This window comes from Alloyangia pacifica (assembly GCF_003111685.1).
In the GTDB taxonomy this organism is placed as follows: domain Bacteria; phylum Pseudomonadota; class Alphaproteobacteria; order Rhodobacterales; family Rhodobacteraceae; genus Salipiger; species Salipiger pacificus_A.
In genome coordinates this window covers 2,108,379-2,132,580 of record NZ_CP022189.1, presented here as the reverse complement: position 1 = coordinate 2,132,580, position 24,202 = coordinate 2,108,379, and the positions used below count along the sequence as shown (strand labels likewise).

At 68.8% G+C, this 24,202-nt stretch carries 31 protein-coding genes and 1 tRNA gene; 23 read left to right on the top strand and 9 right to left on the bottom strand.

Going from position 1 to position 24,202, the window contains the following annotated elements:
* Positions 1-77: 77 nt before the first annotated feature.
* A complete protein-coding gene (locus CEW88_RS10275) occupies positions 78-359 on the bottom strand; it encodes a hypothetical protein (protein WP_108967732.1) in 282 nt (93 codons plus the stop codon).
* On the opposite strand from CEW88_RS10275, the gene CEW88_RS24885 reads away from it, so the two are divergent.
* The 4 genes from CEW88_RS24885 to CEW88_RS10255 are packed head-to-tail and all read left to right on the top strand — an operon-like array spanning position 358 to position 3,480.
* Positions 358-735: a hypothetical protein gene (locus CEW88_RS24885; RefSeq protein WP_254694385.1), complete on the top strand. Its 378-nt coding sequence runs from the start codon at positions 358-360 to the stop codon at positions 733-735. The two genes, CEW88_RS10275 and CEW88_RS24885, sit on opposite strands and share 2 nt — an antisense overlap.
* Positions 732-2,252 (top strand): CHAD domain-containing protein, encoded by a 1,521-nt coding sequence (locus tag CEW88_RS10265; protein ID WP_108966510.1) that lies wholly within the window; start codon positions 732-734, stop codon positions 2,250-2,252. The genes CEW88_RS24885 and CEW88_RS10265 overlap by 4 nt, the downstream gene beginning before the upstream one ends.
* On the top strand, positions 2,249-3,001 hold the full coding sequence (locus CEW88_RS10260) for a ParA family protein (protein WP_108966508.1): 753 nt from the start codon (positions 2,249-2,251) through the stop codon (positions 2,999-3,001). The genes CEW88_RS10265 and CEW88_RS10260 overlap by 4 nt, the downstream gene beginning before the upstream one ends.
* The gene (locus CEW88_RS10255; RefSeq protein ID WP_108966506.1) at positions 2,998-3,480 is read left to right on the top strand and encodes a CYTH domain-containing protein; all 483 of its coding nucleotides are present in this window, start codon (positions 2,998-3,000) and stop codon (positions 3,478-3,480) included. The genes CEW88_RS10260 and CEW88_RS10255 overlap by 4 nt, the downstream gene beginning before the upstream one ends.
* Before the next feature lie 397 nt (positions 3,481-3,877).
* On the opposite strand, the gene CEW88_RS10250 is transcribed toward CEW88_RS10255, so the two are convergent.
* Positions 3,878-3,952, bottom strand: a tRNA-Thr gene (locus CEW88_RS10250).
* A 135-nt stretch (positions 3,953-4,087) separates the two neighbouring features.
* On the opposite strand from CEW88_RS10250, the gene CEW88_RS24735 reads away from it, so the two are divergent.
* The 3 genes from CEW88_RS24735 to CEW88_RS10240 are packed head-to-tail and all read left to right on the top strand — an operon-like array spanning position 4,088 to position 5,996.
* Positions 4,088-4,261 carry a hypothetical protein gene (locus CEW88_RS24735; RefSeq protein ID WP_193989031.1) on the top strand — a complete coding sequence of 58 codons (174 nt, stop codon included), beginning with the start codon at positions 4,088-4,090 and terminating at the stop codon, positions 4,259-4,261.
* Complete coding sequence (murA, locus tag CEW88_RS10245; RefSeq protein WP_108966504.1) at positions 4,261-5,532, top strand: UDP-N-acetylglucosamine 1-carboxyvinyltransferase; 1,272 nt, start codon at positions 4,261-4,263, stop codon at positions 5,530-5,532. The genes CEW88_RS24735 and murA overlap by 1 nt, the downstream gene beginning before the upstream one ends.
* The gene (locus tag CEW88_RS10240) at positions 5,529-5,996 is read left to right on the top strand and encodes a DUF2948 family protein (protein ID WP_193989030.1); all 468 of its coding nucleotides are present in this window, start codon (positions 5,529-5,531) and stop codon (positions 5,994-5,996) included. Before murA ends, CEW88_RS10240 begins: the two co-directional genes overlap by 4 nt.
* A gap of 41 nt (positions 5,997-6,037) precedes the next feature.
* On the opposite strand, the gene CEW88_RS10235 is transcribed toward CEW88_RS10240, so the two are convergent.
* On the bottom strand, positions 6,038-6,451 hold the full coding sequence (locus CEW88_RS10235) for a c-type cytochrome (protein ID WP_108966503.1): 414 nt from the start codon (positions 6,449-6,451) through the stop codon (positions 6,038-6,040).
* Positions 6,452-6,620: 169 nt separating this feature from the next.
* Here CEW88_RS10235 and hisD point away from each other — a divergent pair, with 169 nt between their 5' ends.
* The 13 genes from hisD (at position 6,621) to CEW88_RS10170 (ending at position 15,946) form a co-directional block, all read left to right on the top strand.
* A complete protein-coding gene (gene hisD / locus CEW88_RS10230; protein WP_108966501.1) occupies positions 6,621-7,922 on the top strand; it encodes a histidinol dehydrogenase in 1,302 nt (433 codons plus the stop codon).
* A 108-nt stretch (positions 7,923-8,030) separates the two neighbouring features.
* Positions 8,031-8,510, top strand: coding sequence for a UPF0262 family protein (locus tag CEW88_RS10225; protein ID WP_108966500.1), 480 nt, complete (start codon positions 8,031-8,033; stop codon positions 8,508-8,510).
* A 4-nt stretch (positions 8,511-8,514) separates the two neighbouring features.
* On the top strand, positions 8,515-8,961 hold the full coding sequence (locus CEW88_RS10220) for a low molecular weight phosphatase family protein (RefSeq protein WP_108966498.1): 447 nt from the start codon (positions 8,515-8,517) through the stop codon (positions 8,959-8,961).
* Entirely contained in the window at positions 8,958-9,356 is a 399-nt protein-coding gene (locus tag CEW88_RS10215; protein ID WP_108966496.1) for a ketosteroid isomerase-related protein, read from the top strand. Before CEW88_RS10220 ends, CEW88_RS10215 begins: the two co-directional genes overlap by 4 nt.
* A complete protein-coding gene (locus CEW88_RS10210; protein WP_108966494.1) occupies positions 9,353-9,961 on the top strand; it encodes a GNAT family N-acetyltransferase in 609 nt (202 codons plus the stop codon). The genes CEW88_RS10215 and CEW88_RS10210 overlap by 4 nt, the downstream gene beginning before the upstream one ends.
* An 88-nt stretch (positions 9,962-10,049) precedes the next feature.
* On the top strand, positions 10,050-10,934 hold the full coding sequence (locus tag CEW88_RS10205; protein WP_108966492.1) for a carbon-nitrogen hydrolase family protein: 885 nt from the start codon (positions 10,050-10,052) through the stop codon (positions 10,932-10,934).
* 108 nt (positions 10,935-11,042) lie between these two features.
* Positions 11,043-11,261, top strand: coding sequence for a translation initiation factor IF-1 (infA, locus tag CEW88_RS10200; protein WP_005978431.1), 219 nt, complete (start codon positions 11,043-11,045; stop codon positions 11,259-11,261).
* Positions 11,262-11,327: 66 nt separating this feature from the next.
* On the top strand, positions 11,328-11,906 hold the full coding sequence (locus CEW88_RS10195; RefSeq protein WP_108966490.1) for a Maf family protein: 579 nt from the start codon (positions 11,328-11,330) through the stop codon (positions 11,904-11,906).
* A gap of 15 nt (positions 11,907-11,921) precedes the next feature.
* Positions 11,922-12,965 (top strand): ribonuclease E/G, encoded by a 1,044-nt coding sequence (locus tag CEW88_RS10190; RefSeq protein ID WP_108966488.1) that lies wholly within the window; start codon positions 11,922-11,924, stop codon positions 12,963-12,965.
* Positions 12,962-13,150, top strand: a complete 189-nt coding sequence (locus tag CEW88_RS10185; RefSeq protein ID WP_108966486.1) for a DNA gyrase inhibitor YacG — start codon at positions 12,962-12,964, stop codon at positions 13,148-13,150. Before CEW88_RS10190 ends, CEW88_RS10185 begins: the two co-directional genes overlap by 4 nt.
* A 232-nt stretch (positions 13,151-13,382) precedes the next feature.
* Positions 13,383-14,120: a 5-oxoprolinase subunit B family protein gene (locus CEW88_RS10180; protein WP_108966484.1), complete on the top strand. Its 738-nt coding sequence runs from the start codon at positions 13,383-13,385 to the stop codon at positions 14,118-14,120.
* Positions 14,117-15,142 (top strand): biotin-dependent carboxyltransferase family protein, encoded by a 1,026-nt coding sequence (locus CEW88_RS10175; RefSeq protein ID WP_108966482.1) that lies wholly within the window; start codon positions 14,117-14,119, stop codon positions 15,140-15,142. The genes CEW88_RS10180 and CEW88_RS10175 overlap by 4 nt, the downstream gene beginning before the upstream one ends.
* Before the next feature lie 27 nt (positions 15,143-15,169).
* Positions 15,170-15,946, top strand: a complete 777-nt coding sequence (locus CEW88_RS10170; protein ID WP_108966480.1) for a LamB/YcsF family protein — start codon at positions 15,170-15,172, stop codon at positions 15,944-15,946.
* A 33-nt stretch (positions 15,947-15,979) separates the two neighbouring features.
* On the opposite strand, the gene CEW88_RS10165 is transcribed toward CEW88_RS10170, so the two are convergent.
* The 6 genes from CEW88_RS10165 to CEW88_RS10140 form a co-directional block, all read right to left on the bottom strand.
* Positions 15,980-17,011 carry a siderophore-interacting protein gene (locus CEW88_RS10165; protein WP_108966478.1) on the bottom strand — a complete coding sequence of 344 codons (1,032 nt, stop codon included), beginning with the start codon at positions 17,009-17,011 and terminating at the stop codon, positions 15,980-15,982.
* Between the two features lie 14 nt (positions 17,012-17,025).
* Complete coding sequence (locus CEW88_RS10160; RefSeq protein ID WP_108966475.1) at positions 17,026-17,817, bottom strand: ABC transporter ATP-binding protein; 792 nt, start codon at positions 17,815-17,817, stop codon at positions 17,026-17,028.
* On the bottom strand, positions 17,814-18,791 hold the full coding sequence (locus CEW88_RS10155) for a FecCD family ABC transporter permease (protein WP_108966473.1): 978 nt from the start codon (positions 18,789-18,791) through the stop codon (positions 17,814-17,816). The genes CEW88_RS10160 and CEW88_RS10155 overlap by 4 nt, the downstream gene beginning before the upstream one ends.
* Positions 18,788-19,774, bottom strand: coding sequence for a FecCD family ABC transporter permease (locus tag CEW88_RS10150; RefSeq protein ID WP_108966471.1), 987 nt, complete (start codon positions 19,772-19,774; stop codon positions 18,788-18,790). Before CEW88_RS10150 ends, CEW88_RS10155 begins: the two co-directional genes overlap by 4 nt.
* Positions 19,774-20,775: an iron-siderophore ABC transporter substrate-binding protein gene (locus tag CEW88_RS10145; RefSeq protein ID WP_108966468.1), complete on the bottom strand. Its 1,002-nt coding sequence runs from the start codon at positions 20,773-20,775 to the stop codon at positions 19,774-19,776. Before CEW88_RS10145 ends, CEW88_RS10150 begins: the two co-directional genes overlap by 1 nt.
* A 177-nt stretch (positions 20,776-20,952) precedes the next feature.
* Positions 20,953-21,981 carry a zinc ABC transporter substrate-binding protein gene (locus CEW88_RS10140; RefSeq protein WP_108966466.1) on the bottom strand — a complete coding sequence of 343 codons (1,029 nt, stop codon included), beginning with the start codon at positions 21,979-21,981 and terminating at the stop codon, positions 20,953-20,955.
* A gap of 147 nt (positions 21,982-22,128) precedes the next feature.
* Between CEW88_RS10140 and CEW88_RS10135 the strand changes: the two genes are divergently transcribed.
* The 3 genes from CEW88_RS10135 to CEW88_RS10125 are packed head-to-tail and all read left to right on the top strand — an operon-like array spanning position 22,129 to position 24,178.
* Positions 22,129-22,620 carry a transcriptional repressor gene (locus CEW88_RS10135; RefSeq protein WP_108966464.1) on the top strand — a complete coding sequence of 164 codons (492 nt, stop codon included), beginning with the start codon at positions 22,129-22,131 and terminating at the stop codon, positions 22,618-22,620.
* The gene (locus CEW88_RS10130; RefSeq protein WP_108966462.1) at positions 22,617-23,384 is read left to right on the top strand and encodes an ATP-binding cassette domain-containing protein; all 768 of its coding nucleotides are present in this window, start codon (positions 22,617-22,619) and stop codon (positions 23,382-23,384) included. Before CEW88_RS10135 ends, CEW88_RS10130 begins: the two co-directional genes overlap by 4 nt.
* Positions 23,384-24,178: a metal ABC transporter permease gene (locus CEW88_RS10125; RefSeq protein WP_108966460.1), complete on the top strand. Its 795-nt coding sequence runs from the start codon at positions 23,384-23,386 to the stop codon at positions 24,176-24,178. The genes CEW88_RS10130 and CEW88_RS10125 overlap by 1 nt, the downstream gene beginning before the upstream one ends.
* Positions 24,179-24,202: the final 24 nt, after the last annotated feature.

Here is a 24,202-nt window from a genome sequence, read left to right as displayed (position 1 = left end):
ATTTCATCATTCGTTGCGGATAGCCGACTCCGGCGCCGCGCGGAAGCGCGACGTCGGTGCCTGTCAGCTCTGAGGGCTCATTGCGTGAGGCACTGCTGCTCCCACGTCCGGCCCACGTCGAGGGTCAGATCCTTCTCCGGCAGCCCGTAGATCCATTGCGCGAGCGAAGCGCCGGTGTCGCGGTCGAGCGCCCGGCGCAGCTCGCGCTCGGTCCGCTTGAGGGAAATTCCGTCCTTACGCGCCTGCACCGCTTCCATGACCATCTTTGCCGAGGTCTCGCAGCGTGCCGCCTTCTCACTTTGCGCGGAGACGGGCGTGGCAGCGGCAAGCACCAGCCCGAGTACAACAAGGTTCCGCATGGTCTGCATCTCCTTCGTCAGCCATGCTGGGTACCTAAGCGCTCGCGGCGGCGCTGTCATCCGCAGCACTCTGTTCATTCACGAACAGATGAGTAGGCCGAGCGTGTTGATTTCAGGGAAAACCGCGTTGCGGGCCGGTCGCAAGAGTGACATCATGACGTCACATACAGGAAAGGTGCGCAGCATGGCGAAGGTCAAACAGCCCAAGGCCCAGGATGCACAGGAAGATGAGAAGAAGAACACCTCCCTTCGGCTCAGCGGCAAGACCCTGAAGGCGCTCAAACTGCGCGCGATCGAGGAAGATACAAGCGTGCAGAAGATCGTCGAGACACTGATCGAAGACTACCTGCGCAAGAGCAGAAAGAAGGTACGATGAGCCCGGAGACCCTTGCACCCTATCTCCTGCCCGAAGCAGCGCTGGAGCGGCTGATGGGCGCGCCCGTCGGCGGCCTTGCCGCGCGGTTGGTCTGGCAGGAGGGCAGCAGCGCCTTCCAGGTCCGAGACAGCTTCGATCAGAGGCTCCGGAACTCCGGCAGGCTGCTGGTCGAGGCGGACGAGCAGTTCGAGCTGCTGCGGCCTGCGGGCGCGCCTCTCGTGCAGCGCGGTGCCGCCGGGGCCCGCTTCGTCAGCGACCTTCCCGAGGGGCCGGTCAAGGGGGCGCTCTCGGACCTCTCTTCGCTGCGCTGCCTGCTCCCGGTGGGCGCGGGCACGTTGCGCCGGGGAACGTTGTCGCTGCTGGATGACGAGGGCAAGACGCAGGCGCGGGCGCAGCTTATCGAGCTGGCGGCGACCGGGGGCGGGAAGGTATTGGTGCTGCAGCTGCAGGGGCTGCGCGGCTACGACAAGGCGCTGCAGCGGCTGCGCGTTATGGTCGAGGATGCGGGCGGCACGGCGCTCGGCGAGGCCGGGCTCTATGCAAAGCTCTTTCCGGGTCTGAGCGACTACACCCCCAAGCCGGTCGTTTCACTGGATCGCGAGACCGGGGCCTTCGATGCTGCGAGCGACATCATCGCCGCCTATCTGCAAGTGGCGCGGGCCAACGAGGCCGGGGTGATCGCCGACGACGACACCGAGTTCCTGCACGACTACCGCATCGCACTGCGCAAGGTCCGCTCGGTGCTGAGCCTTTTCAGAGATGTCTACGACGCGGAGCTGACCGCCGAACTGAAGGCGCGCTTTTCTGACCTCATGTCGCCCACCGGGCGGCTGCGGGATCTTGATGTCTACCTGCTGGAGCGGGACGGCTTCTACGCCATGGTGCCCGCCAGCCTGCACGGCGGGCTCGACCGGATGTTCGCGCTTTTCGCGCAGGAGCGGACGGGGGAACACCAGTCGCTTGCGGCACACCTGCGCAGCACTGCCTACCGCAAGGAGATCAAGGCGCTCATCAAGCTCTTTGACAAGCGCAAGAAGCTGGCAAAGGGGGGAAAAGCCGATCTGTCCGCTTACGACTTCGCCTGCAAGCTGATCTGGAAACGCTACCGAAGGATCTGCACCATTGCCGAGGGCATCGACGAGGGCACGCCCGACCACGAGGTCCACGAGCTGCGCATCCACTGCAAGAAGCTGCGCTACCTCATGGAGTTCTTCGCGCCGCTCTTCCCGGCAAAGCCCTTCAAGCAGATCATCAAGCCGCTCAAGAAGCTGCAGGACAACCTCGGCCTCTTCAACGATTACTCGGTGCAGCAGGAGAGCCTGCAGGCCTTTCTCGGGCGTCTCGAGGGGGCGACACCGGGCAACCTGCAGATTGCCCAGAGCGTCGGCGCGCTGGTCCTTGTGCTGCACGACCGCCAGCTGGCCGAGCGCGCACGGGTTGTCGGCAGCTTTGCCGCCTTCAACAGCGCCGAGACCCGCCAGACGTTCCGCGACCTGTTCCACGGGGGAAAACCATGAAGATCATCGCCTGCTATTCCAACAAGGGCGGCGTGGGAAAAACCGCGACCTCCGTCAATCTCGCCTATGCGCTGGCGCAGGGCGGGCGGCGGGTGCTGCTCTGCGATCTCGATCCGCAGGGCGCCTCGGGGTTCTACTTCCGGGTGAAGCCATCGAAGAAGCTGACCGAGACGCGTTTCTTCGACGACGTCGCGCGCTTCACCAAGGCCATCCGCGGTAGCGATTTCGACAATCTCGACATCTTGCCCGCGAATATGACCTTCCGCGACTTCGACGTATTTCTGGCGAGGATGCGCAACTCGCGCTCTCGGCTCAAGAAGGCGCTGAAGGCGGTGAAGGGCGACTACGACGTGATCCTTCTGGATTGCCCGCCGAACATCTCGACCCTGTCGGAGAACGTCTTCCGCGCCTCGGATGCCGTCGTCGTGCCGGTGATCCCCACGACGCTCTCGCAGCGCACCTTCGAGCAGCTCAAGGCGTTCTTCCGCGAGCACGACCTGCCGGTGAAGAAGTTGCACGGCTTCTTTTCCATGGCGCAGGGGGTGAAGTCGTTGCATGGCGAGACCATGGACGAGATGCGCCGGGAGCACGGCAAGCGGCTGCTCGCGGCGTCGATCCCTTTCACCTCGGACGTGGAGCGCATGGGGGTGCATCGCGCGCCGGTCATGGTCTCGGCCCCGTCGAGCGCGGCAAGCGCGGCCTACGCTACGCTGCATGACGAGCTTGTTGCCCGGGTGTTCGGCAAATGAGCGGCGGCGTGGAGATCGAGCGCAAGTTCCTCGTCGCCCGTCTGCCGGTGCTCGAGGGGCTGAAATCCAAGCCGGTGCGACAGGGGTATGTCACGCTCGAGGGCGATTCCATCGAGCTGCGCCTGCGCGAGAAGGGCGGCGCCTATTTCCTGACGCTGAAATCCGAGGGCGGGCTGGCGCGGATGGAGCGCGAGATCGAGATCGAGCGCGCCCAGTTCGAGGAACTCTGGCCGACGACCGGCGGGCGCGTGGTCGAGAAGACCCGCTACGTGGGCGCGCTGGCGGATGGCACCGGCTTCGAGCTCGACGTCTTTGCCGGCGCGCTGGCGCCGCTGGTGATGGTCGAGGTGGAATTCGATACGGTGGAGGCGGCACTGGCTTTCACTCCGCCGGACTGGTTCGGCGCGGATGTGACCGAGGATCGCCGCTACCGGAATCGCGCGCTCGCCGACAACGGGGTGCCGGGCCGACCCGGGTGACGTGACGTTCGCCTCCTGCGACTCGTGTGTATCGATTCGCGGGGGGCCGTTTTCGCGGCGGAGAATCGCGGTGCCTTGCAGTCGGGGCATGACTCGTTTCCGGGCCGGAGTCGGGGTGACGCCGGGTGACGCGCCGGGGTGACGCAAGGACCGCTTCCGGGGGTCGGAAAATGCGCAGGATACGGGGGCTTCGGGATGCCCTTGCGGCAGCTCGGTGCGCGCTGCGCGGTGGCGCGCCAAGAGCCCTGGCGAAGTGCTGCGATAGAGCCCTGATTTACCGGACCAAGCGCATGCAGGAGCCAGCGCGGCAGCGCGGAGGCATCTCGGCAAGGCCCGGAGCGCGAGAGGCTACTCTGGGAGAGGGTCTCGCGAAATCTAGCGATTTCAGGGGTTTAAGTGGTGCTGCTGGACAGGATTGAACTGTCGACCTCTCCCTTACCAAGGGAGTGCTCTACCACTGAGCTACAGCAGCGCCGGTTCGCCTTTTGAAGCGTCCGCGCTAGGTTGCGTCGGTGTGCCTCGTGGCGTGGCGCGGTGTCTAAGGGCAAACGCCGGGGGGTGCAAGCGCAATCTGGACGGTTTTTTGCCTCTCAAGTAAAGAAAGTTCATGGAGCCGAAAAACAGCCCCCGAACATCCCCTGCGCAGGAGCGCGAAACCCGTCTAAAAGCCGCGCTGAAGGCGAATCTCGCCCGGCGCAAGGCGCAGGCCAAGGCGCGCAATGCCGCGCCGAAAGAAGATAACAAGCCCGAAGACGGGCAGAGCAGTGAAAAGGACAGTTAATGGATTCGATCGTCGTCACGGGCAACGGCCCGCTTTCGGGACAAATTCCGATTGCCGGGGCGAAGAACGCCTGTCTCACGCTGATGCCGGCCACCCTGCTGTCCGATCAGCCGCTCACGCTGACCAATGCGCCGCGGCTGTCGGACATCCGCACCATGACGCTGCTGCTGCAGTCGCTTGGCGCCGAGGTGCAGTCGCTGAATGACGGGCAGGTCCTGGCCATGTCGAGCCACGCGCTGACCTCGACTCGCGCCGATTATGACATCGTGCGCAAGATGCGCGCCTCGATCCTCGTGCTCGGCCCGCTGCTGGCACGCTTTGGCCATGCCGAGGTTTCGCTGCCCGGTGGCTGCGCCATCGGCGCGCGCCCTGTGGACCTGCACCTCAAGGCGCTCGAAGCCATGGGCGCCGAGCTCGACCTGCGCGACGGCTACGTGCATGCCAAGGCTCCCTCGGGCGGTCTCAAGGGGGGCATCGTCGATTTCCCCTTCGCCTCTGTGGGTGCCACCGAGAACGCGCTGATGGCCGCGACGCTGGCCAAGGGCACCACGGTGATCAAGAACGCCGCGCGCGAGCCCGAGATCGTCGACCTGGCGCAGTGCCTGCGCAAGATGGGCGCGCAGATCGAGGGCGAGGGCAGCTCCACCATCGAGATTCAGGGTGTCGAGACGCTGGGCGGTGCGACCCACCGCGTGGTCACTGACCGCATCGAGTTGGGCACCTACATGCTTGCCCCGGCGATCTGCGGCGGCGAGGTGGAGTGCCTTGGCGGCACGATCGCGCTGGTTGAGAGCTTCTGCGAAAAACTCGACGCGGCGGGCATTTCGGTCGAGGAGACGCCAACGGGTCTCAAGGTGGCGCGCAAGAACGGCCGGGTGAAGGCGGTGGATGTGACCACCGAGCCCTTCCCGGGCTTCCCCACCGACCTGCAGGCACAGATGATGGCGCTGCTCTGCACCGCCGAGGGCGAGAGCGTGCTGGAAGAGAAGATCTTCGAGAACCGCTTCATGCATGCCCCCGAACTGCTGCGCATGGGCGCCAAGATCGACGTGCACGGCGGCACCGCGCGGGTCACCGGGGTCGACAAGCTGAAGGGCGCGCCGGTGATGGCCACCGACCTGCGCGCCTCGGTGTCGCTGATCCTCGCGGGTCTCGCCGCGGAAGGCGAAACCGTGGTAAGCCGGGTCTATCATCTGGACCGCGGCTACGAGCACGTGGTCCGCAAGCTGCGCGGCGTGGGCGCCAAGATCGAACGGGTGAAGGGCGAGTGACCGAGGACGCAAGATTCGAAGACGCGGGCAATCAACCGCTCAACCTGGGTGCCATGGATCCGGAGGACCTGCAGGTCCTTTCGGCCCTTGCGCAGGATTCGGTGACGACCGTGGCCGACGTGGCCTGGGAGAAGCGTCACCACCGGCTGGCGCTGCTGATCAACCGGCTGCGCCGTGAGGATGGCGTGCATGTCTCGCCGCCGGAGCGGGTGCGATCGCTTCTGGTGATCGAGAACGTCCTGAAGGTCTCGGCGCAAGGGGTGAACCCGGGCGAGAAGGACACCGTGCTCTCGCTGCTCTCGGTGAAATTCGAGCCGGGCGAGGAGGGGGCAGGATTCGTCGAGTTGACCTTCGCCGGTGACGGCGCGCTGCGTGCCGAGGTCGAGGCGCTGGAGTTGCGTCTCAAGGATGTGACCCGGCCCTACACCGCGGTGTCGGGGCAGGTGCCGGATCACGGGGCCTGAACCGCTGGTCCTGAACCGACGGGCCTGACCCCTTTCCGAACCTACTGCGCCTGGATCGATTCCAGGTGCTGCGCGAGGGCGAGAATCCGTCCTCGCGTCACGATCTCGCTGGCGTAGGGGCCGATGTCTATGGAAAGCGCTTCCTTGAACCGCTGCCCCCAGACCGGCATCGGGTAGCCATGCCCCCGGATGCCGCTGCGTCCGTCGATGATCTGAATGACGTCGAGCATCGGGAACGCGCCGTCGTTCCGCGCCGAGATCTGCGTGAGGTCGGGTAGATCGACGGTCATCAGTTCGGCCAGCGGCCCGTCGCCGGTGCCTTTCTCGCCATGGCAAGCGGCGCAGGCGTTCATGTATTCCGTTTCTCCGGCGCTCTGCGCCACGGCCGATCCGCCAGCGCAGAAGGCGCTCGCCGCAACCACCAGCCCCAGGGCTGCAAATGTCTTCTGAAACATCTTTGCTCCTCCGAAATGCATCGGCTCTCCCATGCCGATTTCGACATATTAGGCGAGTCGCATGTTTTTCGGGCTGATCCATGTCAAGGGATGCGGGCGAATCCCCCGGCGCGCCACTTGAGCCGGGCGGCGCTTCTCTCTAAGCAGTCTCGCGACAAGGAGACCGCCCATGCCCGTCTTTCTCGACACGACCGACCCGGATTTCGAGCTGGAGTTTGCCCAGCTGCTCAGCGCCAAGCGCGAGGACAGCCCCGACGTGGATGACATCGTCGCGGGCATCATCGCCGATGTGCGCGCCCGCGGCGACGCTGCCGTGCTGGAGATGACCGCCAAGTTCGACCGGCTCGAGCTGGAGGCGACCGGGCTACGGTTCACTCAAGAGGAGATCGACGCCTATTGCGCGCAGGTTCCCGCAGCCGAGCGTGCCGCGCTGGAGATCGCCGCCGAGCGCATCCGCGCCTACCACGTGCGGCAGATGCCCGAGGATGCGCAGTGGACCGACCCCGACGGCGCGACCCTCGGCTGGCGTTGGACGCCGGTCTCGGCGGCCGGTCTCTATGTGCCGGGTGGACTGGCAAGCTATCCGTCCTCGGTGCTGATGAACGCCATTCCCGCCAAGGTGGCGGGTGTCGAGCGGCTCTGCATCGCCGTGCCGACGCCTGATGGCGTGGCCAACCCGCTGGTATTGCTGGCGGCGCGCATCGCCGGGGTCGACGAGATTTACCGGATCGGCGGGGCGCAGGCGATCGCCGCGCTCGCCTATGGCACCGAAAGCATCGCGCCCGTGGACAAGATCACCGGCCCGGGCAATGCCTTCGTCGCTGCCGCCAAGCGCCGGGTTTTCGGCAAGGTCGGCATCGACATGATCGCCGGCCCCTCTGAGATCCTCGTCATCGCCGACGAAGGCAATGATCCCGAGTTCATCGCCCTCGACCTGCTCAGCCAGGCCGAGCACGACGAGAGCGCCCAGTCGATCCTGATCACCCCCGACGCGGTGCTTGCTCAAAAGGTGGCCGACGAGGTCGCCCGGCAGCTCGAGGTGCTCGAGCGCCGCGGCATCGCCGGCGCCAGTTGGCGCGACTTCGGCGCGGTCATCATCTGCCGCGATCTCGACGAGGCGGCGGCCCTGTCGAACCGGGTGGCGCCCGAGCACCTCGAGCTCTGCGTTGCCGAGCCCGAAGCGCTGTCCGAGAAAATCCGTCACGCCGGGGCGATCTTCCTCGGCCAATGGACCCCGGAAGCGATCGGCGATTACGTCGGCGGGCCGAACCACGTGCTGCCCACCGCGCGCTCGGCGCGCTTCTCTTCGGGGCTGTCGGTGCTCGATTTCGTCAAGCGCACCACGCTGGCGAAGATGTCGCCCGATGCGCTACGCGCCATCGGCCCCGCCGCCGAGGTGCTGGCGACCTCGGAAAGCCTGCAGGCGCACGGCCTGTCGGTCACCGCGCGGCTGCGCAAGCTCAACGGCTGATCGTCCGGGGCGGGGGCGTCGCCGCTTCTGCCCCATGAGTCGCAAGTCGCATTGCCCCATCCCCGCGCATTGGCTACAGATTCCGGAGCCGCAGCCGAGGACGCGCCCATGAGCACCATCGCCCGTATCGAGCTTGACGACGCCAACCTGCCGCCTCCGACCCCGGAGATCGAGCAGGAGCGGCGCGTGGCCATGTTCGATCTCATGGAGGACAACAGCTTCTGCCTGCCGGCGCGCAACGGCCGCGACGTGCCCGACGGTCCCTATGCGCTCGGCCTGTCGATCCGCGACAAGCGGCTGGTTTTCGACATCACCACCGACGCTGGAGATCCGGCAGCCGAGTTCCACCTCTCGCTCGCGCCCTTTCGGCAGGTGGTGAAGGACTACTTCCAGATCTGCAAAAGCTACTTCGATGCGGTGAAAACGGCGGCACCGAGCCAGATCGAGACCATAGACATGGCCCGCCGCGGCATCCACAACGAGGGCGCGCGCATCCTGCAGGAACGGCTCGAGGGCAAGGCCGAGGTCGACATAGACACCGCGCGGCGCCTTTTCACACTCATCTGCGTGCTGCATTTCGGGGGCTGATCGCGTGCCGAAGCTGCCGCAATCGGTGCTCTTTTGCTGCGACCACAACGCGGTGCGCTCGCCCATGGCCGAGGGCATCATGAAAAAGCTCCACGGTCAGGGCACTTATGTGCAGTCCGTCGGCGTGGTGAACGATCTCGAGATCGACGGCTTCGCGATCTCGGTCTGCCAGGAGATCGGCGTCGAGCTGTCGCGCCACCGCTCGCGCAGCTTCGAGGAGCTCGAGGAGATGGGTGAGACGCTTTCCGGATTCGACCTGATCGTGGCCATGTCGCCCGCCTCGCAGCGCGCCGCGCTGGATCTGACCCGCTTCTTTCACCTGACGGTGGAATACTGGCCGATCATGGATCCGACGGGGCTCGGCGAGACCCGAGAGACCAAGCTCAATGCCTACCGCCAGACCCGCGACCAGATTTACCAAAAGCTCAAGACCCGATGGGGAGACACATGACGGCCACCGAAACGATCCAAGCCTATTTTGCCGCCTTCAACGCCAAAGACACCGATGCCATGCTCGAGCTGCTCTCGCCCGACATCGCGCATCACGTGAACGAGGGGCAGATCCGCTCGGGCAAGACGAAGTTTGCCGAGTTCTGCGCCCACATGTCCCACTGCTACGACGAGCACCTGACCGATATGGTGGTCTTCGAAGCCGAGGGCGGCACCCGCGCCGCCGCCGAGTTCACGGTGAACGGCACCTATCTCAGCACCGACGCGGGCCTGCCCGAGGCGCGGGGCCAGACGTACCGCCTGCCGGCTGGGTCCTTCTTCTCGCTCGAGGACGGCAAGATCACCCGGGTCGTCACTTTCTACAATCTCGCCGACTGGATCCGGCAGGTCTCGTGACCGCGGTGACCGAGGTTCGTGTCCTGACCGGCGCGGCGCTCGATTCGGCGCTCGACGACGTGGCGCGGCTGCGCATCGCGGTGTTTCGCGACTGGCCCTATCTCTACGACGGCGATCTGGATTACGAGCGGCGCTACCTGGAAAGCTACCGCACCAGCGCCGGGGCCGTGCTGGTCGGCGCCTTTGCGGGCCCGCGCCTCGTCGGCGCCGCCACCGGCACCCCGATGGAGGATCACGCCGAGGATTTCGCCGCGCCCTTCTCCGCCACCGGACTCGCGCTGGCCGACATCTTCTACTGCGCCGAGTCGGTGCTGCTGCCCGAGGCGCGCGGGCAGGGCATCGGCCACCGCTTCTTCGAGGCGCGCGAGGCACACGCCCGCGCGCTCGGCCGCCGCTACAGCGCCTTCTGCGCCGTTCAGCGCCCCGCGGATCACCCGCTGCGCCCCGCCGCCTACACCCCGCTCGACACGTTCTGGCGCAAGCACCGCTACGCGCCGCTCCAGGGCGTCGTCGCCTGCTTCCGCTGGCGCGACGTCGACCAGCCCGAGCAGACCGACCACACCCTGCAGTTCTGGCTTCGTGACCTCGACGACGACACCGCCTGACCCTTCTTCTCTTTCCAAATACGCCGGGGATTCCGCGCAGCGGACGGGGGCAGAGACCCTTCGACCCCGCCAGCCAAGGACACCATGCATGAAGATCGCCACTGCTGCTTACCCGATGGACTTCCTCGAGGACTGGGACGCCTATGCCGCAAAGATCGAGACCTGGATCTCGGAGGCCGCGGGGCAGGGCGCAGAACTCCTGGTCTTCCCCGAGTATGGCGCGATGGAGATCGCGACGTTGGCCGGGCGCGCCTCGGCAGGTGATCTCGAGGCCTCGCTGCACGCGGTCTCCGAGCACATGCCGCAGGTGGATGCGCTGCACTCGGAACTCGCTGGCAAGTACAAGGCCCACATCCTCGCCGCCTCCGCCCCGGTCTTCGATGCCGCCCTCGGCTCGCGCCCGGTCAATCGCGCGCGCTTCTTCGCGCCCGGCGGCGGCATGGGGTGTCAGGACAAGCAGATCATGACCCGTTTCGAGCGGGAGGACTGGCACGTTGTGGGCGGCGCGCCGCTGCAGCTCTTCGACACCGCGCTCGGCAAGATCGGCATCCTCATCTGCTACGACAGCGAGTACCCGCTGCTCGGCCGGGCGCTGCGCGACGCCGATCTTCTGCTGGTGCCCTCCTGCACCGAGGCGCTGGCGGGCTACAGCCGGGTGCGCATCGGCGCCATGGCCCGCGCGCTCGAGCAGCAGTGCATCGCGGTGATGGCTTCGACGGTCGGAGCCTGCGACTGGTCCGAGGCGGTGGATACCAACATGGGCATGGGCGGGGTCTTCTGTCCGCCCGACACCGGCTTTCCTGCCACCGGGGTGATCGCCGAGGGCCGACTCGGACAACCCGGCTGGACCTATGCCGAGGTTGACCTTGACGCCGTCGCGCGGGTCCGTAACGATGGCGTCGTGCTGAACCGAAGCCACTGGGACGATCAGTCCGGCCGCGACGGCCCCGTGACCCAGCGGGCGCTGCGCTAGAGCCTATTCCCGACAATCTGCAATTGTGGGCTTGAAAATTGCCCCGTTTGGGCGCATATGCATCCGCGTTCCGCGAAAGTCAGCGGGACTGCATTTTCAGGAGAAAGCATGGCCAAGGAAGATACGCTCGAATTTCCCGGTGTCGTGAAGGAACTCCTGCCCAACGCGACGTTTCGGGTCGAGCTAGAGAACGGCCATGAGATCATCGCGCATACGGCAGGTAAGATGCGGAAAAACCGCATCCGGGTTCTTGCCGGCGACAAGGTTCAGGTGGAAATGACGCCCTATGATCTGACCAAGGGCCGGATCAACTACCGCTTCAAGTAACTCCGCATGACCCGGAATCTCATGGCGGATCCCGCGTTCCCTGACACGGACACGGGAGGTCCGCGCATGAAACTCGTCCTCGGTTCCGGCTCGCCCCGGCGGCGCGACCTGCTCGCGCAGCTTGGCGTCACTGCCGACGACATCCGCCCGCCCGACATCGACGAAGACCCGATGCCGGGCGAGCTGCCCCGCCCTTACTGCGTGCGGCTCGCGCGCGAGAAGGCGCAGGCGATTCCCTCTGCAGACGACGAGATCGTGCTCTCGGCCGACACCACCGTCGCGCTCGGGCGCCGCATCCTCGGCAAGCCCCGCGACGCGGGCGAGGCCGCGGAGTTTCTCACCAAGCTCTCTGGTCGCCGTCACAGGGTGATCACGGCCGTCGCGGTGCGCCGCGGGAGCCGTATCTGGGAACGCGACGTTGTCACCCAGGTGCAAATGAAGAACCTCTCCAACGAGGAGCTGAACGCCTACCTCGCCTCGGGCGACTGGCAGGGCAAGGCCGGGGGCTACGGCATCCAGGGACTCGCCGGGGCGTTCATCCCGTGGATCAATGGCAGCTTCACCTCGGTTGTCGGCCTGCCGATGGCCGAGACCGCGAACTTGCTGCTCGCGGCGGGCTACCCGCTCTATAAACCTGCAGACTGACCAAAGGGGCCTCGCATGAAGGGACGCACCATCGCGCTCGACCAGTTCGGCGAGGCGGAAGCCGCCGCGCTGATCGTCGACGGCAAGCTCGAGGACCTGCTGATCGACAGCGATCACGCGCGCCCGGGCACCATCTACCGAGGCATCGCGCAGCGCCCGATGAAGGGGCAGGGCGGCATGTTCCTCGACACGCCCGAGGGCTCGGCCTTCCTGCGGCAGGTCAAGGGGCTGGCACCCGGCCAGCCGCTGATCGTGCAGGTCACTGGCTTTGCCGAGCCGGGCAAGGCGATCCCGGTCACCACCCGCATCCTCTTCAAATCGCGCTACGCCATCGTCACGCCCGGCGCGCCGGGGCTGAACATCTCGCGCCGCATCAAGGACGAGGACATCCGCGAGAGCCTGCTCGAGATTGCCCATGAGGTCATGCCCGGCGCCAACGAGGCCGAGAACGGCCTGATCCTGCGCTCTTCCTGCGCCGAGGGCAATCCGGACGAGATCGCCGAGGACATCGCCGCCATGGCGCAGCTTTGCGCGCAGGTGATGGCGGATGTCTCGGGCAAGGCCGAACTGCTGGTCGAGGGCGACGGGCCGCATTCCATGGCCTGGCGCGAGTGGGACGAGGGCGAGGTGGACGCAGAGCCCGGCGCCTTCGAGCGCCATGACGTGCACGAGATGATCGCCGCCCTGCAGCGCCCGCTGGTGCCGCTGCCCGGGGGCGGCTCGATGAGCATCGAGCCCACCCGCGCGCTGGTCGCAGTGGACGTCAACACCGGCGGCGACACCTCGCCGGCGGCGGGGCTCAAGGCCAATATCGCTGCCCTGCGCGAGCTGCCCCGGCAGCTGCGCCTGCGCGGGCTCGGCGGGCAGATCATCGTCGATCCCGCGCCGATCCCGAAAAAAGAGCGCCGCCAGCTCGAGACCGTGCTGCGCGCGGCGCTGAAGACCGACGCCACCGAAACCATCCTCGCCGGCTGGACCCAGCTGGGGCTCATGGAGCTGCAGCGCAAGCGCGAGCGCGTGCCGCTGAGCGAGGTGCTGAAACCGGGGATGCTGCCATGAGCTGTCCGATCTGCGCCAAGCCGACCGACGAGAAATACCGCCCCTTCTGCTCGAAACGGTGCGCCGATGTCGATCTGGCGAAGTGGATGTCGGGCAGCTACGCCGTGCCCTCGGACGATCCGCAGGACGTGGAAGAGGCGATCGAGCTGGCCGAGCGCGAACACGCCAAGCAGACGCGGCACTGACAGGGCGGGCAAGGGCCTTCGCTGCCAACGCACAACGTGCTCCAGCCCAACAGGGGGGCTCTGCCCGCGCCGCACTAAGTGCGGCATTAGGCTTTGATGGGGCTTTGCTCCCGCCGCGCTGCGTGCGTCCTCCCGAAGGAACGTCTGTCTGGACGAAACGCAGGGCCGGACCCGGGGCCGGCGACGGTCATTGCCTGTTGCAGCCGCGCGGGACATCGCTAACGTCCGGCGCATGACCCATACGTCTTCCTATCCCCTGCTGCGCACCGCCGGCATCGACGGCATGCTGGTGAGCTTCGGCGACCGGCTGAGCGAGCCTGCCAACCGCGCCGCGCTGGCCTTCCGTGCCGCGCTGGAGCGCGAAAGCTGGGAGGGGGTGGAGGAGATATCCTCGTCGCTGGTCTCGGCCTATCTGCGCTTCGATCCGCTGGCGGTGCCACATGCGGATCTCGAGGCACGGCTGCGCGCGCTCATGGGCTCGCGGGACTGGCTGCAGGCCGAGTTGCCGCACGGCCGCCGCCTGCACCGCATTCCTACCGCTTATGGCGGCACCCTCGCGCCGCAGCTTGCCGAGGCGGCACAGGTGGCGGGGATGACCGAGGCCGATGCGGTGGAGTCGCTGTCGTCCGCGCGGGTGCGCGTGACAGCGCTCGGCTTCGCGCCGGGCCAGCCCTATCTCGGGGAGCTTCCCGAGGTGTGGAACATTCCGCGCCAGCAGGCGCTGACCCCGCGCGTGCCGCAGGGGGCGCTGGTGCTGGCGATCCGGCAGTTCGTCATCTTCTCGGTCACCGCACCCACCGGCTGGCGCCACGTCGGCCAGACCGCCGCGCCGCTGTTCCGGCTCGGGGCCAAGCGGCCTTTCCTGCTGGCGCCGGGCGACGAGGTGGAATTCCCGCAGGTTTCGGTGGAGGTCTTTGAGCGGATGCAGGACGATCCCGACGGCGGGGCGAGCTGGGAGGCATTGCCATGACCGGAACCACGCGCCGCGAGCTGATCGTGCATCGCGCCGGGCCGGCGGTCACCGTGCAGGATGGCGGGCGTCCGGGCTGGATCGCCTATGGCCTGTCACGGGGCGGCGCCATGGACCGCATGGCGCTGGCCGAGGCTGCGGCGCTGCTCGGGCAGGGCGAGAGCGCGGCGCTGGAGATGGGCGGCGTGGGCGGACGCTTCGAGGCGGGCTGCGATCTGCGCATCGCGCTGACCGGCGCGCCGATGCGCGCCAGCATCGACGGCGCACCGGTTGTCTGGCACGCCTGCCACGCGCTGCCCAAGGGCGCAGTGCTGGAGATCGGCCCGCTGCAGGCCGGGGCCTATGGCTACCTGTCGGTGGGCGGGGGGCTTGCGCCTGACGAGATCCTCGGCGCGGTCTCGGCGCATCTGACGGCCGGGCTCGGCCGGGCGATCGAGGCAGGCGACCGCATTCGCGTGGGTGTCGACCGCGGCAGCGCCGTGGCACGCAAGCTGGCTGTGGAGGACCGTTTCTCGGGCGGCGCATTGCGCGTGGTCGAGAGCCTGCAGACCCGGCTCTTCCCCGAGGAGCAGCGCGCCCGGCTCGAGACCACCCGCTTCACCCGCGACGCCCGCGCCAACCGGATGGGCGCCAAGGTCGTGCCCGAGGGCGAGCCCTTTGGCGTCGAGGGGGGGCTGACGGTGGTCTCCGAGATCATCACCCCCGGCGACATCCAGGTGACCGGAGACGGCGCCCCCTTCGTGCTGCTGGCCGAGTGCCAGACGACAGGCGGCTATCCGCGCCTGGCCACGGTCATTCCCGCCGATCTGCCGCGCATCGCGCAGGCGCCCGCCGGCGCCGAGCTGCGCTTCCGCTTCGTGACGATGGACGAGGCGCTGGCGGCCGAGGCGGCCCATCGCGCCGCGCTCAAGGAGATGCCGCGCCGGGTCGAGCCGCTGGTGCGGCACCCCGGCGACGTTCCAGACCTTCTGGGGTACAAGCTGGTCAGCGGGTTCTCCAACGGTGAGCATCACGACCACTAGACACGACAGAAAAAAGGGGAGCGCAGGATGACCAGCGTCGATCTCAACGCGGATATGGGTGAAAGCTACGGGCCCTGGGTCATGGGGCAGGACGCGGCGCTCTTGGAGGTGATCACCTCGGCCAATATCGCCTGCGGGTTTCACGCCAGCGATCCCGACGTCATGGCGGCGACGATGAAGCGCGCCGTCGACCATGGCACCGGCATCGGGGCGCATCCGGGTTTTCCGGATCTGCAGGGGTTCGGGCGGCGGCGGATGCAGCTGTCGTCGGCCAGCCTGCGCAACCTGACCGCCTACCAGCTCGGCGCGGCGCAGGCGATGGCGGGCATGGCGGGCGGCAAGGTGCGGCACCTCAAGCTGCACGGCGCGCTGGCCAACATGTGCGCCGAGGACAAGGCCATGGCGCTGGCCGCCTACGAGGGGGCGCTCGCGGTCGATCCCGAGATCATCGTCATGGTGCTGGCGGCGACGCAGCAGCAGGCGGCGGTCGAGGAACTGGGCTGCCGCTGGGCCGGCGAGATATTTGCCGACCGCGCCTACAACGACGATGCGACGCTGGTCGACCGCGCGCTGCCGGGTGCGGTGATCCACGATGCCGACCTGGCTGCCGCGCGCATGGTCAAGATGGTCGAAGCCGGGGCGATCATCACCGAGAGCGGCAAGCACATCCCGGCGGCGGTGGACACGATCTGCCTGCATGGCGACGGCAAGACGGCGCTGCAGATCGCCCGGGCCGTGCGCGCGGCGCTCGAGGGGGCGGGCGTGACGCTGCAGGTCTTCCCCGGGCGCACCGGCGGGGTCTGAGCACCGGGGTCTGAGGGGCGGGGCCGCCCCGCCTCAGCCCTTGGTCCAATAGGCCGAGAAATACCCGCGCTCGCGCGGCAGGCCAAGCTCCTTGAAGTGGGCCTTGGCCGAGCGGACAACGGATTTCTCGGCGGCAACCCAGACGAATTGGCCGTCCTCGAGTCCCCTGACCTCGTTCAGTGCGGCTCCCAGCCCGCCGCCGTGGCCGCGGGTGATCCAGCGCAGCGCCATGCCCTCTGGCAGGATCAGCGCGGGGCGGTGCTGCTCCGAGGCGGTCTCCAGGATCACCGTGCCGCGCCGGTCCGCGGGCGACTGCTCGAGGATGCGGCGGATGGCGGGCAGGGCGGTCTCATCCCCGGCAAGCAGGATGTGGTCGGCCTCGGGGAACTCGCCGCCGCCCGGCCCCATCACTCCCACCGTCTCGCCCGGCCTCGCGCGACGCGCCCAGTCGGTGGTCCGCCCGCCCTCATGCTCGAAGATGTCGAAGGCAAACCGCCCCGCCTTGGCATCGAGCCAGACGAAGGTATAGGCCGCCCTGTGCAGCGCGCAGGCGCCATCCGGCCAGATGGTGCGGCCCTGCTCGGTCAGCTCGGGCCAGCGCGGCGTGGTCCCCTCGGGCGGCAGCAGCAGCGAGAAATGCATGCCGCCCTCCTGCAGCGCGGCGATGCCGTCGCAGGCCATCTCGACGCGCAGGAATCCCGGGCTGATCGGCCGCGTGCCGAGCACGGCGGCGAGGTGGAAGTTGGGCGGTGTGCGGCGGGCATTGACGTCGCTCCAGGTCATGCGCGCGCTCGCCTCGGGCAGCGCCGCGTCGAGGAAGTAGATCACGCTTTCGCGGCATTGGTGCAGGGGCACTTCGCCCTCGGCGGCGATCTGCACGGCAAAGCCGGCGTGGTCGAGCCGCAGGGTGATATCGGCCTGGGTGTAGCGGGCGGTCAGCTGGTGCCCGCGTTGCTGCAGCGGGATGTCGTAGTCTTCGAGCTGCGCGCGCAGGCGGCTGAGGAAGCCCTCGGGCAGCGGGCCGTCGTATCGGCTGGCAGAGATGGATCGGTCGGGCAGAACCATGGTGCGCCTTTCGCTCAGAGCGGGATGACCATCGGCGTGCCGGTCACCGGGTCGGGATCGACGCGGGCGGCAAGTCCGAAGGCGGTCTGAAGGTGTACGGGCGTCAGCACCTCCCAAGGGCTGCCGGTGGCGACGAGCCCGTCGCGGCCCAGCAGCACCAGCCGGTCGGAGAAACGCGCCGCGAGGTTCAGGTCGTGCAGCACCGAGACCACCGTCAGCCCGGCTTCGCGGTTGCGGCGGCGCAGTAGTGCCAGCACCTCGATCTGATGCACGAGGTCGAGGTAGGTGGTCGGCTCGTCGAGCAGCAGGAGCGGCGCGGATTGCGCCAGCACCAGCGCGATCCAGGCCCGCTGCCGCTGCCCGCCAGAGAGCTCGCCAATGGGACGGTCGGCGAATGCGCTCATCTGCACGGCGGCCAGCGCGTCGGCGCAGGCAGAGGCATCCTCGTCGCGCCAAGGGGTGAAAGGGCCGCGCCACGGCGTGCGGCCGCGCTTGACGAGATCGGCGACGGTGATGCCCTCGGGGGCGATGGGGCTCTGCGGCAGGATCGCCAGCTCGCGGGCCAGCGCGCGGGTGTCGCGGCGGTGGATGTCCTCGCCGTCGAGCAGCACGCGCCCGGCAGAGGGGGCGAGCAGCCGGGCCATGGCGCGCAGCAGGGTGGACTTGCCGCAGCCGTTCGGGCCAAGGATGGCGGTCATTTCGCCACGCGGCAGCGCGAGCGACAGCTCCGCGATCACCGGGCGTTCGGCGTACCCCAGCGAGAGGCGCTCGGCGGCGAGGCCGGCGGGGGGCAGATCAAGGGTCATAGCTCGCCTTTCTCCATTTCGCGCGACAGGCGCCAGAGCAGGTAGGGGGCACCGAGAAGCCCGGTCATCACCCCAGCGGGCAGCTGGATACCGGGCAGCGCCGCGCGGGCGGCAAGGTCGGCGACCACCAGCACCAGCGCACCGGTGCCCGCGGCCGAGAGCATCTGTCCGCGCAGCCGCCGCGCGCCGGTGATCCGCGCGCCAAGCGGGCCGGACATCAGCGCGATGAAGGGCACCGGGCCCGCCACCGCCACGCCCGCCGCCGCCAGCAGCACGGCGGTTCCGGCCAGCGCGATGCGCGCCCGACCGACGCGCAGGCCGAGCCCGGCGGCGAGGTCCTCTCCCAGCTCCAGCGCGGCGAGGCGGCGCATCTGCGCCAGGGCCAGTGCCGCCAGCAGCGCGCCGATCAGCCACACCTGCGCCACATGGGTCCAGTCGCGCGCTGCCAGCGAGCCCGTCAGCCATCGCTGGGCTTCGGCGGCCTGCGGATGCGGGAGCAGGGTCAGCAGGAAGCTCGACAGCGCCGAGGCGATGAAGCCGATTCCGAGCCCGACCAGGATCATCGTCAGCGGCGGCGTCGCTTGGCCCCTGCGCTGCGAGAGCAGCGCGACCAGCAGCGCCGCCGCCAGACCGCCGCCCGCTGCCAACAGCGGCGGCGGCAGGGTGAGGCCGAGCGCAATGGCGGCGATGATGGTCAGCCCCGCGCCCGCGGTGAACCCCATGATGTCCGGCGCCGCCAGCGGGTTGCGGAAGAGCGCTTGGAAAAGCGCGCCCGAGAGGCCCAGAACCGCCCCGGCACCCAGCGCCGTGACGACCCGAGGGCCGCGGATCGTGCCCAGCACCAGCGCGCCGGGGCCCTCGCCAGTGCGCAGCCCCTGCCAGAGCAGGGCGGGGCTCAGCTGCACCGGCCCCAGCATCAGTGCCGCCAGCGTCGCGCAGAGCAGCAGCAGGCAGAGCGTCAGAGCCCCCTTCATGCGGTGGCCCCGGGGCGCAGGCGCCGTGCCACCCAGAGGAAGATCGGCCCGCCGATCAGTGCCGTCATGATGCCCGCCCGGACCTCGGCGGGCGGCATCACCACCCGGCCCAGCGTGTCGGCAAAGAGCAGCAGTGCCGCGCCCAGCAGGGCGGAGGCGAGGAGTTCGCGGCGCAGCGCGTGGCCGGCGACGCGCCGGGCGAGCGGCGGCACCATGAGGCCGAGGAAGGCGATCGGCCCGGCGACCGCCACGGCCGCCCCGGTGCAAAGCGTCACCACCGCCAGCGCCGCCGCCTGCACCCGGCGGGGCTTGGTGCCAAGACTGCGCGACAGCGCCGAGCCTAGCGAGAGCGCCTCGATCTGCGGGGCGATGGCCAGCGCCAGGATCCCCCCGGCTGCGGCGATCAGCGCCATTTCCATGAGTGGGCGGCTGGCGGCCTGGGTCAGCGATCCGGCGACCCAGAAGCGGAACATGTCGAGCGTGTCCTGCCGGATGAGCACGATGGCGGTGACCAGCGACAGCAGCAGCGCGTTCAGCGCCGCGCCCGCCAAGGTCAGCCGCACCGGCCCCACGTCGCCGCGCAGCCCGCCTCCAAGGGTGAACACCAGCGCCGAGGCGAGCGCCGCCCCGGGGAAAGTCAGCAGCGCCACCGAGGTGGCGTCCGAGGTGCCCAGGGCAGTCGCCCCGATGAGCAGCGCGAAGGCGGCCCCGGCGTTCACCCCGAGCAGTCCGGGGTCGGCCAACGGGTTGCGGGTCATCACCTGCATGACGGTGCCGGCGAGGCCGAGCGCGCCGCCCGCGATCAGCCCTGCCGCAAGGCGGGGCAGGCGGATCGCCATAAGGGTCACATGCGCGGGGTTGGTCGGATCGTAGGCCCGCAGGGCCTCCAGCGCCACAGCGGGCGTCACCGGCCGGGCGCCCACCGAAAGGGCGAGCGCGAGCGCCAGTGCCAGCAGCGTGAAAAGACCGAGCAGGCGGAGCATCAGAGCAGGCCGGCCTCGGAGGCGCTCGGCACCACGGTTTTCGGATCGCCGTCGAGGGCGGCACTGATCTCGGGCTCGAGCCGCTTCAGCGCATAGGGCACCGACAGCACGCTGCCGAAGGAGAGCGCGCCCGAGAGCAGCGCGTCGCAGAAGGCCTCGCGCCCCTCGGCGTTGGCGCGCAGGGTGCGGCGCATGGCGAGCGCGGCGAGATCGTCAGCCTGTCCACCGTCCGAGATCCACAGCAGCAGGTCGGCGTCGATGGGCGAGAGGTCCTCGGGCGAGAGCGCGGTGTAGAAGTCGTCGGTCCCCTGCATCTGCGCCAGCGCCTCGGGCAGGCGGAAGCCCATCTCGCGCAGCACCTGCGCGCGGCTGTCGCCGTCGAGGAAGGCGCTGGTCTGCCCGCCCTCGTGCCAGGCGCAGACGGCGGTTTGGCCCTGCCAGTCGGGGTGCCGGGCACGCAGAGCCTCGAAGCGGCCGTGCAGGTCGGCGACCAGCGCCTCGGCGCGTTCCGAGGTGCCGGTGGCGCGGGCGAGCATGCGCAGCTCGGCGTCCCAGGGCATGCCGTAGGTGGTGAATTCGGGCGCCTGCATCAAAACCGGGGCGATCTGCGACAAGAGCGCGTATTCGGCCTCGGAGATGCCCGAGCCGATGCCGACGATAAGATCGGGGGCGAGGCTGGCGACGGTCTCGATCGACACCTCGCCGGTCATCAGCATCGGCTGCCCGTCGCCGAGCAGCGGCTGCGCCCAGGGCCAGACACCATAGGGGTGATCGCCGTACCAGTAGCGGATCGCCTGCGGCACGATGCCGAGCGCCAAGAGACTGTCCTGCGTGGTGTAGCCCAGCGAGACGACGCGTCTCGCCGGCGCGGCGAGGACCGTCTCGCCATAGGCATGCGCAAAGCGCAGCTCCTCGGCGGCATGCAGCTTCGGGGCTGCGAGCAGGCTGGCGGCCCCGGCAAGGAAGCCGCGGCGGCTGAGAGAGGCGAGGGGCGTGGTCATCCGGTTTCCTTGCGCGGCTGTGGCGCCGTGAGTTCCGCAAGGTCTGAGAGTGGCAAACCCCGGCGACGCGGCGCCCGCGTCCTTTATCCAAGCTAATTAGTCGGGAAATGCGGCAAGGAAAAGCCCCTTTGCCATCAAGGCAAAGAGGCGTCGCGCAGCGGGATGTCGGGGTAGAGCTTATTGAGCGGCGCAATCCGCGATGCGCTGCGCCATGTCCTCGATCAGCGCCGGGTAGAAGCCGGGGCCGGCTTCGAGCGTGGCACCGAGCGGGTCAATCTCGGCCACCGGGGTGCCCGCGCCTTCGGTCACCGCCGCGATGAGGCGCGGGTCGAACTGCGGCTCGGCAAAGACGCAGGCCGCAGCCGCGCCGCTCAGCGCGTCGCGCAGCGCGTCGAGGCGGGCCGGGCTGGGGGTGGTGGCATCCGAGAGCGAGATCGCACCCAGCACGGTCAGCCCGAAGCTGTCCTCGTAGTACTGGAAGGCGTCGTGGAAGACGACGAAATGGTTGTCCTTCACCGGCGCGAGCGTGGCTTCGGCGGCGGCGCGGGCCTCGGCGATGCGGGCTTGCGCGGCCTCGGCGTTGGCGGCGTAGGTCTGGGCGTTCTCGGGATCCTGCGCCGCAAGGCTCTCGGCAATCGCGGTCAGCCAAGTCGCGGCATTGTCGACCGAGAGCCAGGCGTGCGGGTCGTCGCCCTCGTGGTGGTGTCCGCCCGCCTCGTGACCATGGTCGTGATGGTCCTCGTGCGCATGGTCGTCGTGACTGTGTTCGCCATGACCGTGATCGTCATGCGCGTCGTGATCGTGCGCCTCCTCGTCGTGCCCGCCGTGGTCATGATCCCCCTGCGCACCGGGCTCGGCGAAAAGCACGTCGTTGCGCGCCGCGAGGTGCCGGGTGCCGGGCAGGTCGAAGAGCGAGACCGCGCTGCCCGCCTGCGCGATGGAGTCGATCTTGCGGGCGAGGTCCGGGCTCAGCTCCTCGCCGATCCAGAAGACCAGGTCGGCCTGCTGCAGCGCGCGCGCCTCGGAGGGTTTCAGCGCATGGCTGTGCGGCGAGGCGCTGGCGGGGATCAGCAGGTCCGGTGTGCCGAGGTCGCCCATCACGCTGGCCACCAGCCCCTGCACGGGGGCGATGTCGGTGACCACCTTGGGCACCTCGGCGAAAGCGGGGCTGGCGAGCAGAAGGGCGGGGAGGAGGGAGCGGTACATCGGGGCCTCTTACGTGACGGTCGGGAATCAAGATGTGTTATAAAGTAACAACAGGTGGGGTTGATATCGGCAACACTATAACATATCAACCCCCATCCACCGCGGTCCCGCTCCGGGGGCGAGATGTCAGGCATCAGGGCAGACGACATGACAGAGCATACCGATCCTCTTGGGTTCACCCCGCACAACCACGCGCATTGCCGCGAGAGCGCCCTGCAGGCGGCGGAAGACACCTGCGCCCGCGAGGGGTTGTCGCTGACCAAGCAGCGCCGCCGGGTGCTCGAGCTCTTGCTGCGTAAGCACAAGGCGATGGGGGCCTACGAGCTGCTCGATGCCATGCGGGATGACGGTCAGCCGGCGCAGCCGCCGACGGTGTATCGGGCCCTGGACTTCCTCGTCAGCAACGGCTTTGCCCACAAGATCGAGCGGCTGAACGCCTTTGTCGCCTGCGCCCATCCCGGCGAGCGGCACAAGCCGGCCTTCCTGCTCTGCAGCGCCTGCGGACTGGTGGCCGAAATGCGCTCGCAGGGGATTGGCGAGGCGGTGAAGGCCGCGGCCGAGGAGCTGGATTTCGCGCTCGAGCGGATGGTGGTCGAGGCCGAGGGGCTCTGCCCGCACTGCCGCGGAGCGGCCGCATGACGCTTATCGAGGCGCTTGGCCTGCAGGTCACGCTGGGCGAGCATCCGGTGCTGCAGGGTGTCGATTTCCACGTAGACCCCGGAGAGATCGTTACGATCGTCGGGCCGAACGGCTCGGGCAAGTCGACGCTGCTGCGCACGCTGATCGGCGCGGTCCGGCCGCAGGCGGGCAAGGTGACGCGCAAGCCGGGGCTCCGGCTCGGCTACGTGCCGCAAAAGCTGCAGATCGACGCGACGCTCCCGCTGACCGTGGCGCGGTTCCTGTCTCTGCCGCAGCGGATCAGCCGCGCCGAGGGCCGTGCGGCGCTGGAAGAGGCTGGGGCCGGGGCGCTGGAGGAGCGGCCCATGTCGGGGCTCTCGGGCGGGCAGTTCCAGCGCGTGCTGCTGGCGCGGGCGATCCTCGGCAAGCCCGAGGTGCTGCTGCTCGACGAGCCGACGCAGGGGCTCGACCAGCCGGGCTCGGCGGCTTTCTACCGGCAGATCGAGCAGATCCGCGCGCGGCTCGGCTGCGCGGTGGTGATGGTCAGCCACGAGCTGCACGTGGTGATGAGCGCCTCGGACCGCGTGGTCTGCCTCAACGGCCATGTCTGTTGCCAGGGCCACCCCGAGACGGTGGCGCAGGCGGCGGAGTACCGGGCGCTTTTCGGCACCGGCACCCATGGTGCGCTGGCGCTCTACCGACACGAGCACACGCATACGCACGATCATGCCCATGACCATGCGCATGACCATTCCCACCACGATCACGCAGGGCACGGGCACTGATGCTGGACGATTTCCTTGTACGCGCGGCGCTGGCGGGGCTCGGCCTTGCCTTGGCGGCGGCACCCCTCGGCTGCTTCGTATCGTGGCGGCGCATGGCCAACTTCGGCGATGCCACGGCCCACGCGGCGATCCTTGGCGTGGCGCTCTCGCTGGCCCTCTCGCTGCCGGTCTTTGCCGGGACGCTCTTCGTGGCGCTGGTCATGGCGGTGCTCGTGGGCGCGTTGAGCGAGCGCGGGCTCGGGATCGACACGGTGCTTGGTGTGCTGGCGCATGGTGCGCTGGCGATCGGCCTCGTGGCGATCACCTTCGTACCGGGCGCGCGGCTCGACCTTTCGGCCTATCTCTTCGGTGACATCCTCGCGGTCACCAAGAGCGATTTGCTGGTGATCTGGGGCGGGGCGGCGCTCGTGCTGGCGCTGCTGCTCTGGCGCTGGCAGGCGCTGCTGACCGCGACGCTCTCGCCCGACCTTGCCCATGCCAGCGGCATCGACCCGCGACTGGAAAGCCGGGTGCTGACCGTGGCGCTGGCGCTGACCGTGGCGGTGGCCATCAAGGTGGTGGGCGTGCTCTTGATCGGGGCGATGCTCCTCATCCCGGCGGCGGCGGCCCGGCCCTTTGCGCGCACGCCCGAGGCGATGGCGCTGATGGCGGCGGGGATCGGTGGGGTTTCTGCATTGGCCGGGCTCGAGGGCGCGCTGCTCTTCGACACGCCCGCCGGACCGAGCATGGTTTGCGCGGCAACGCTGATCTTTGCGGTCACCGCGAGCCTCGGGGCGCTGCGCGGGCGGCGCTGAGCGCCCAAGGCGGCCCCCGGCGTG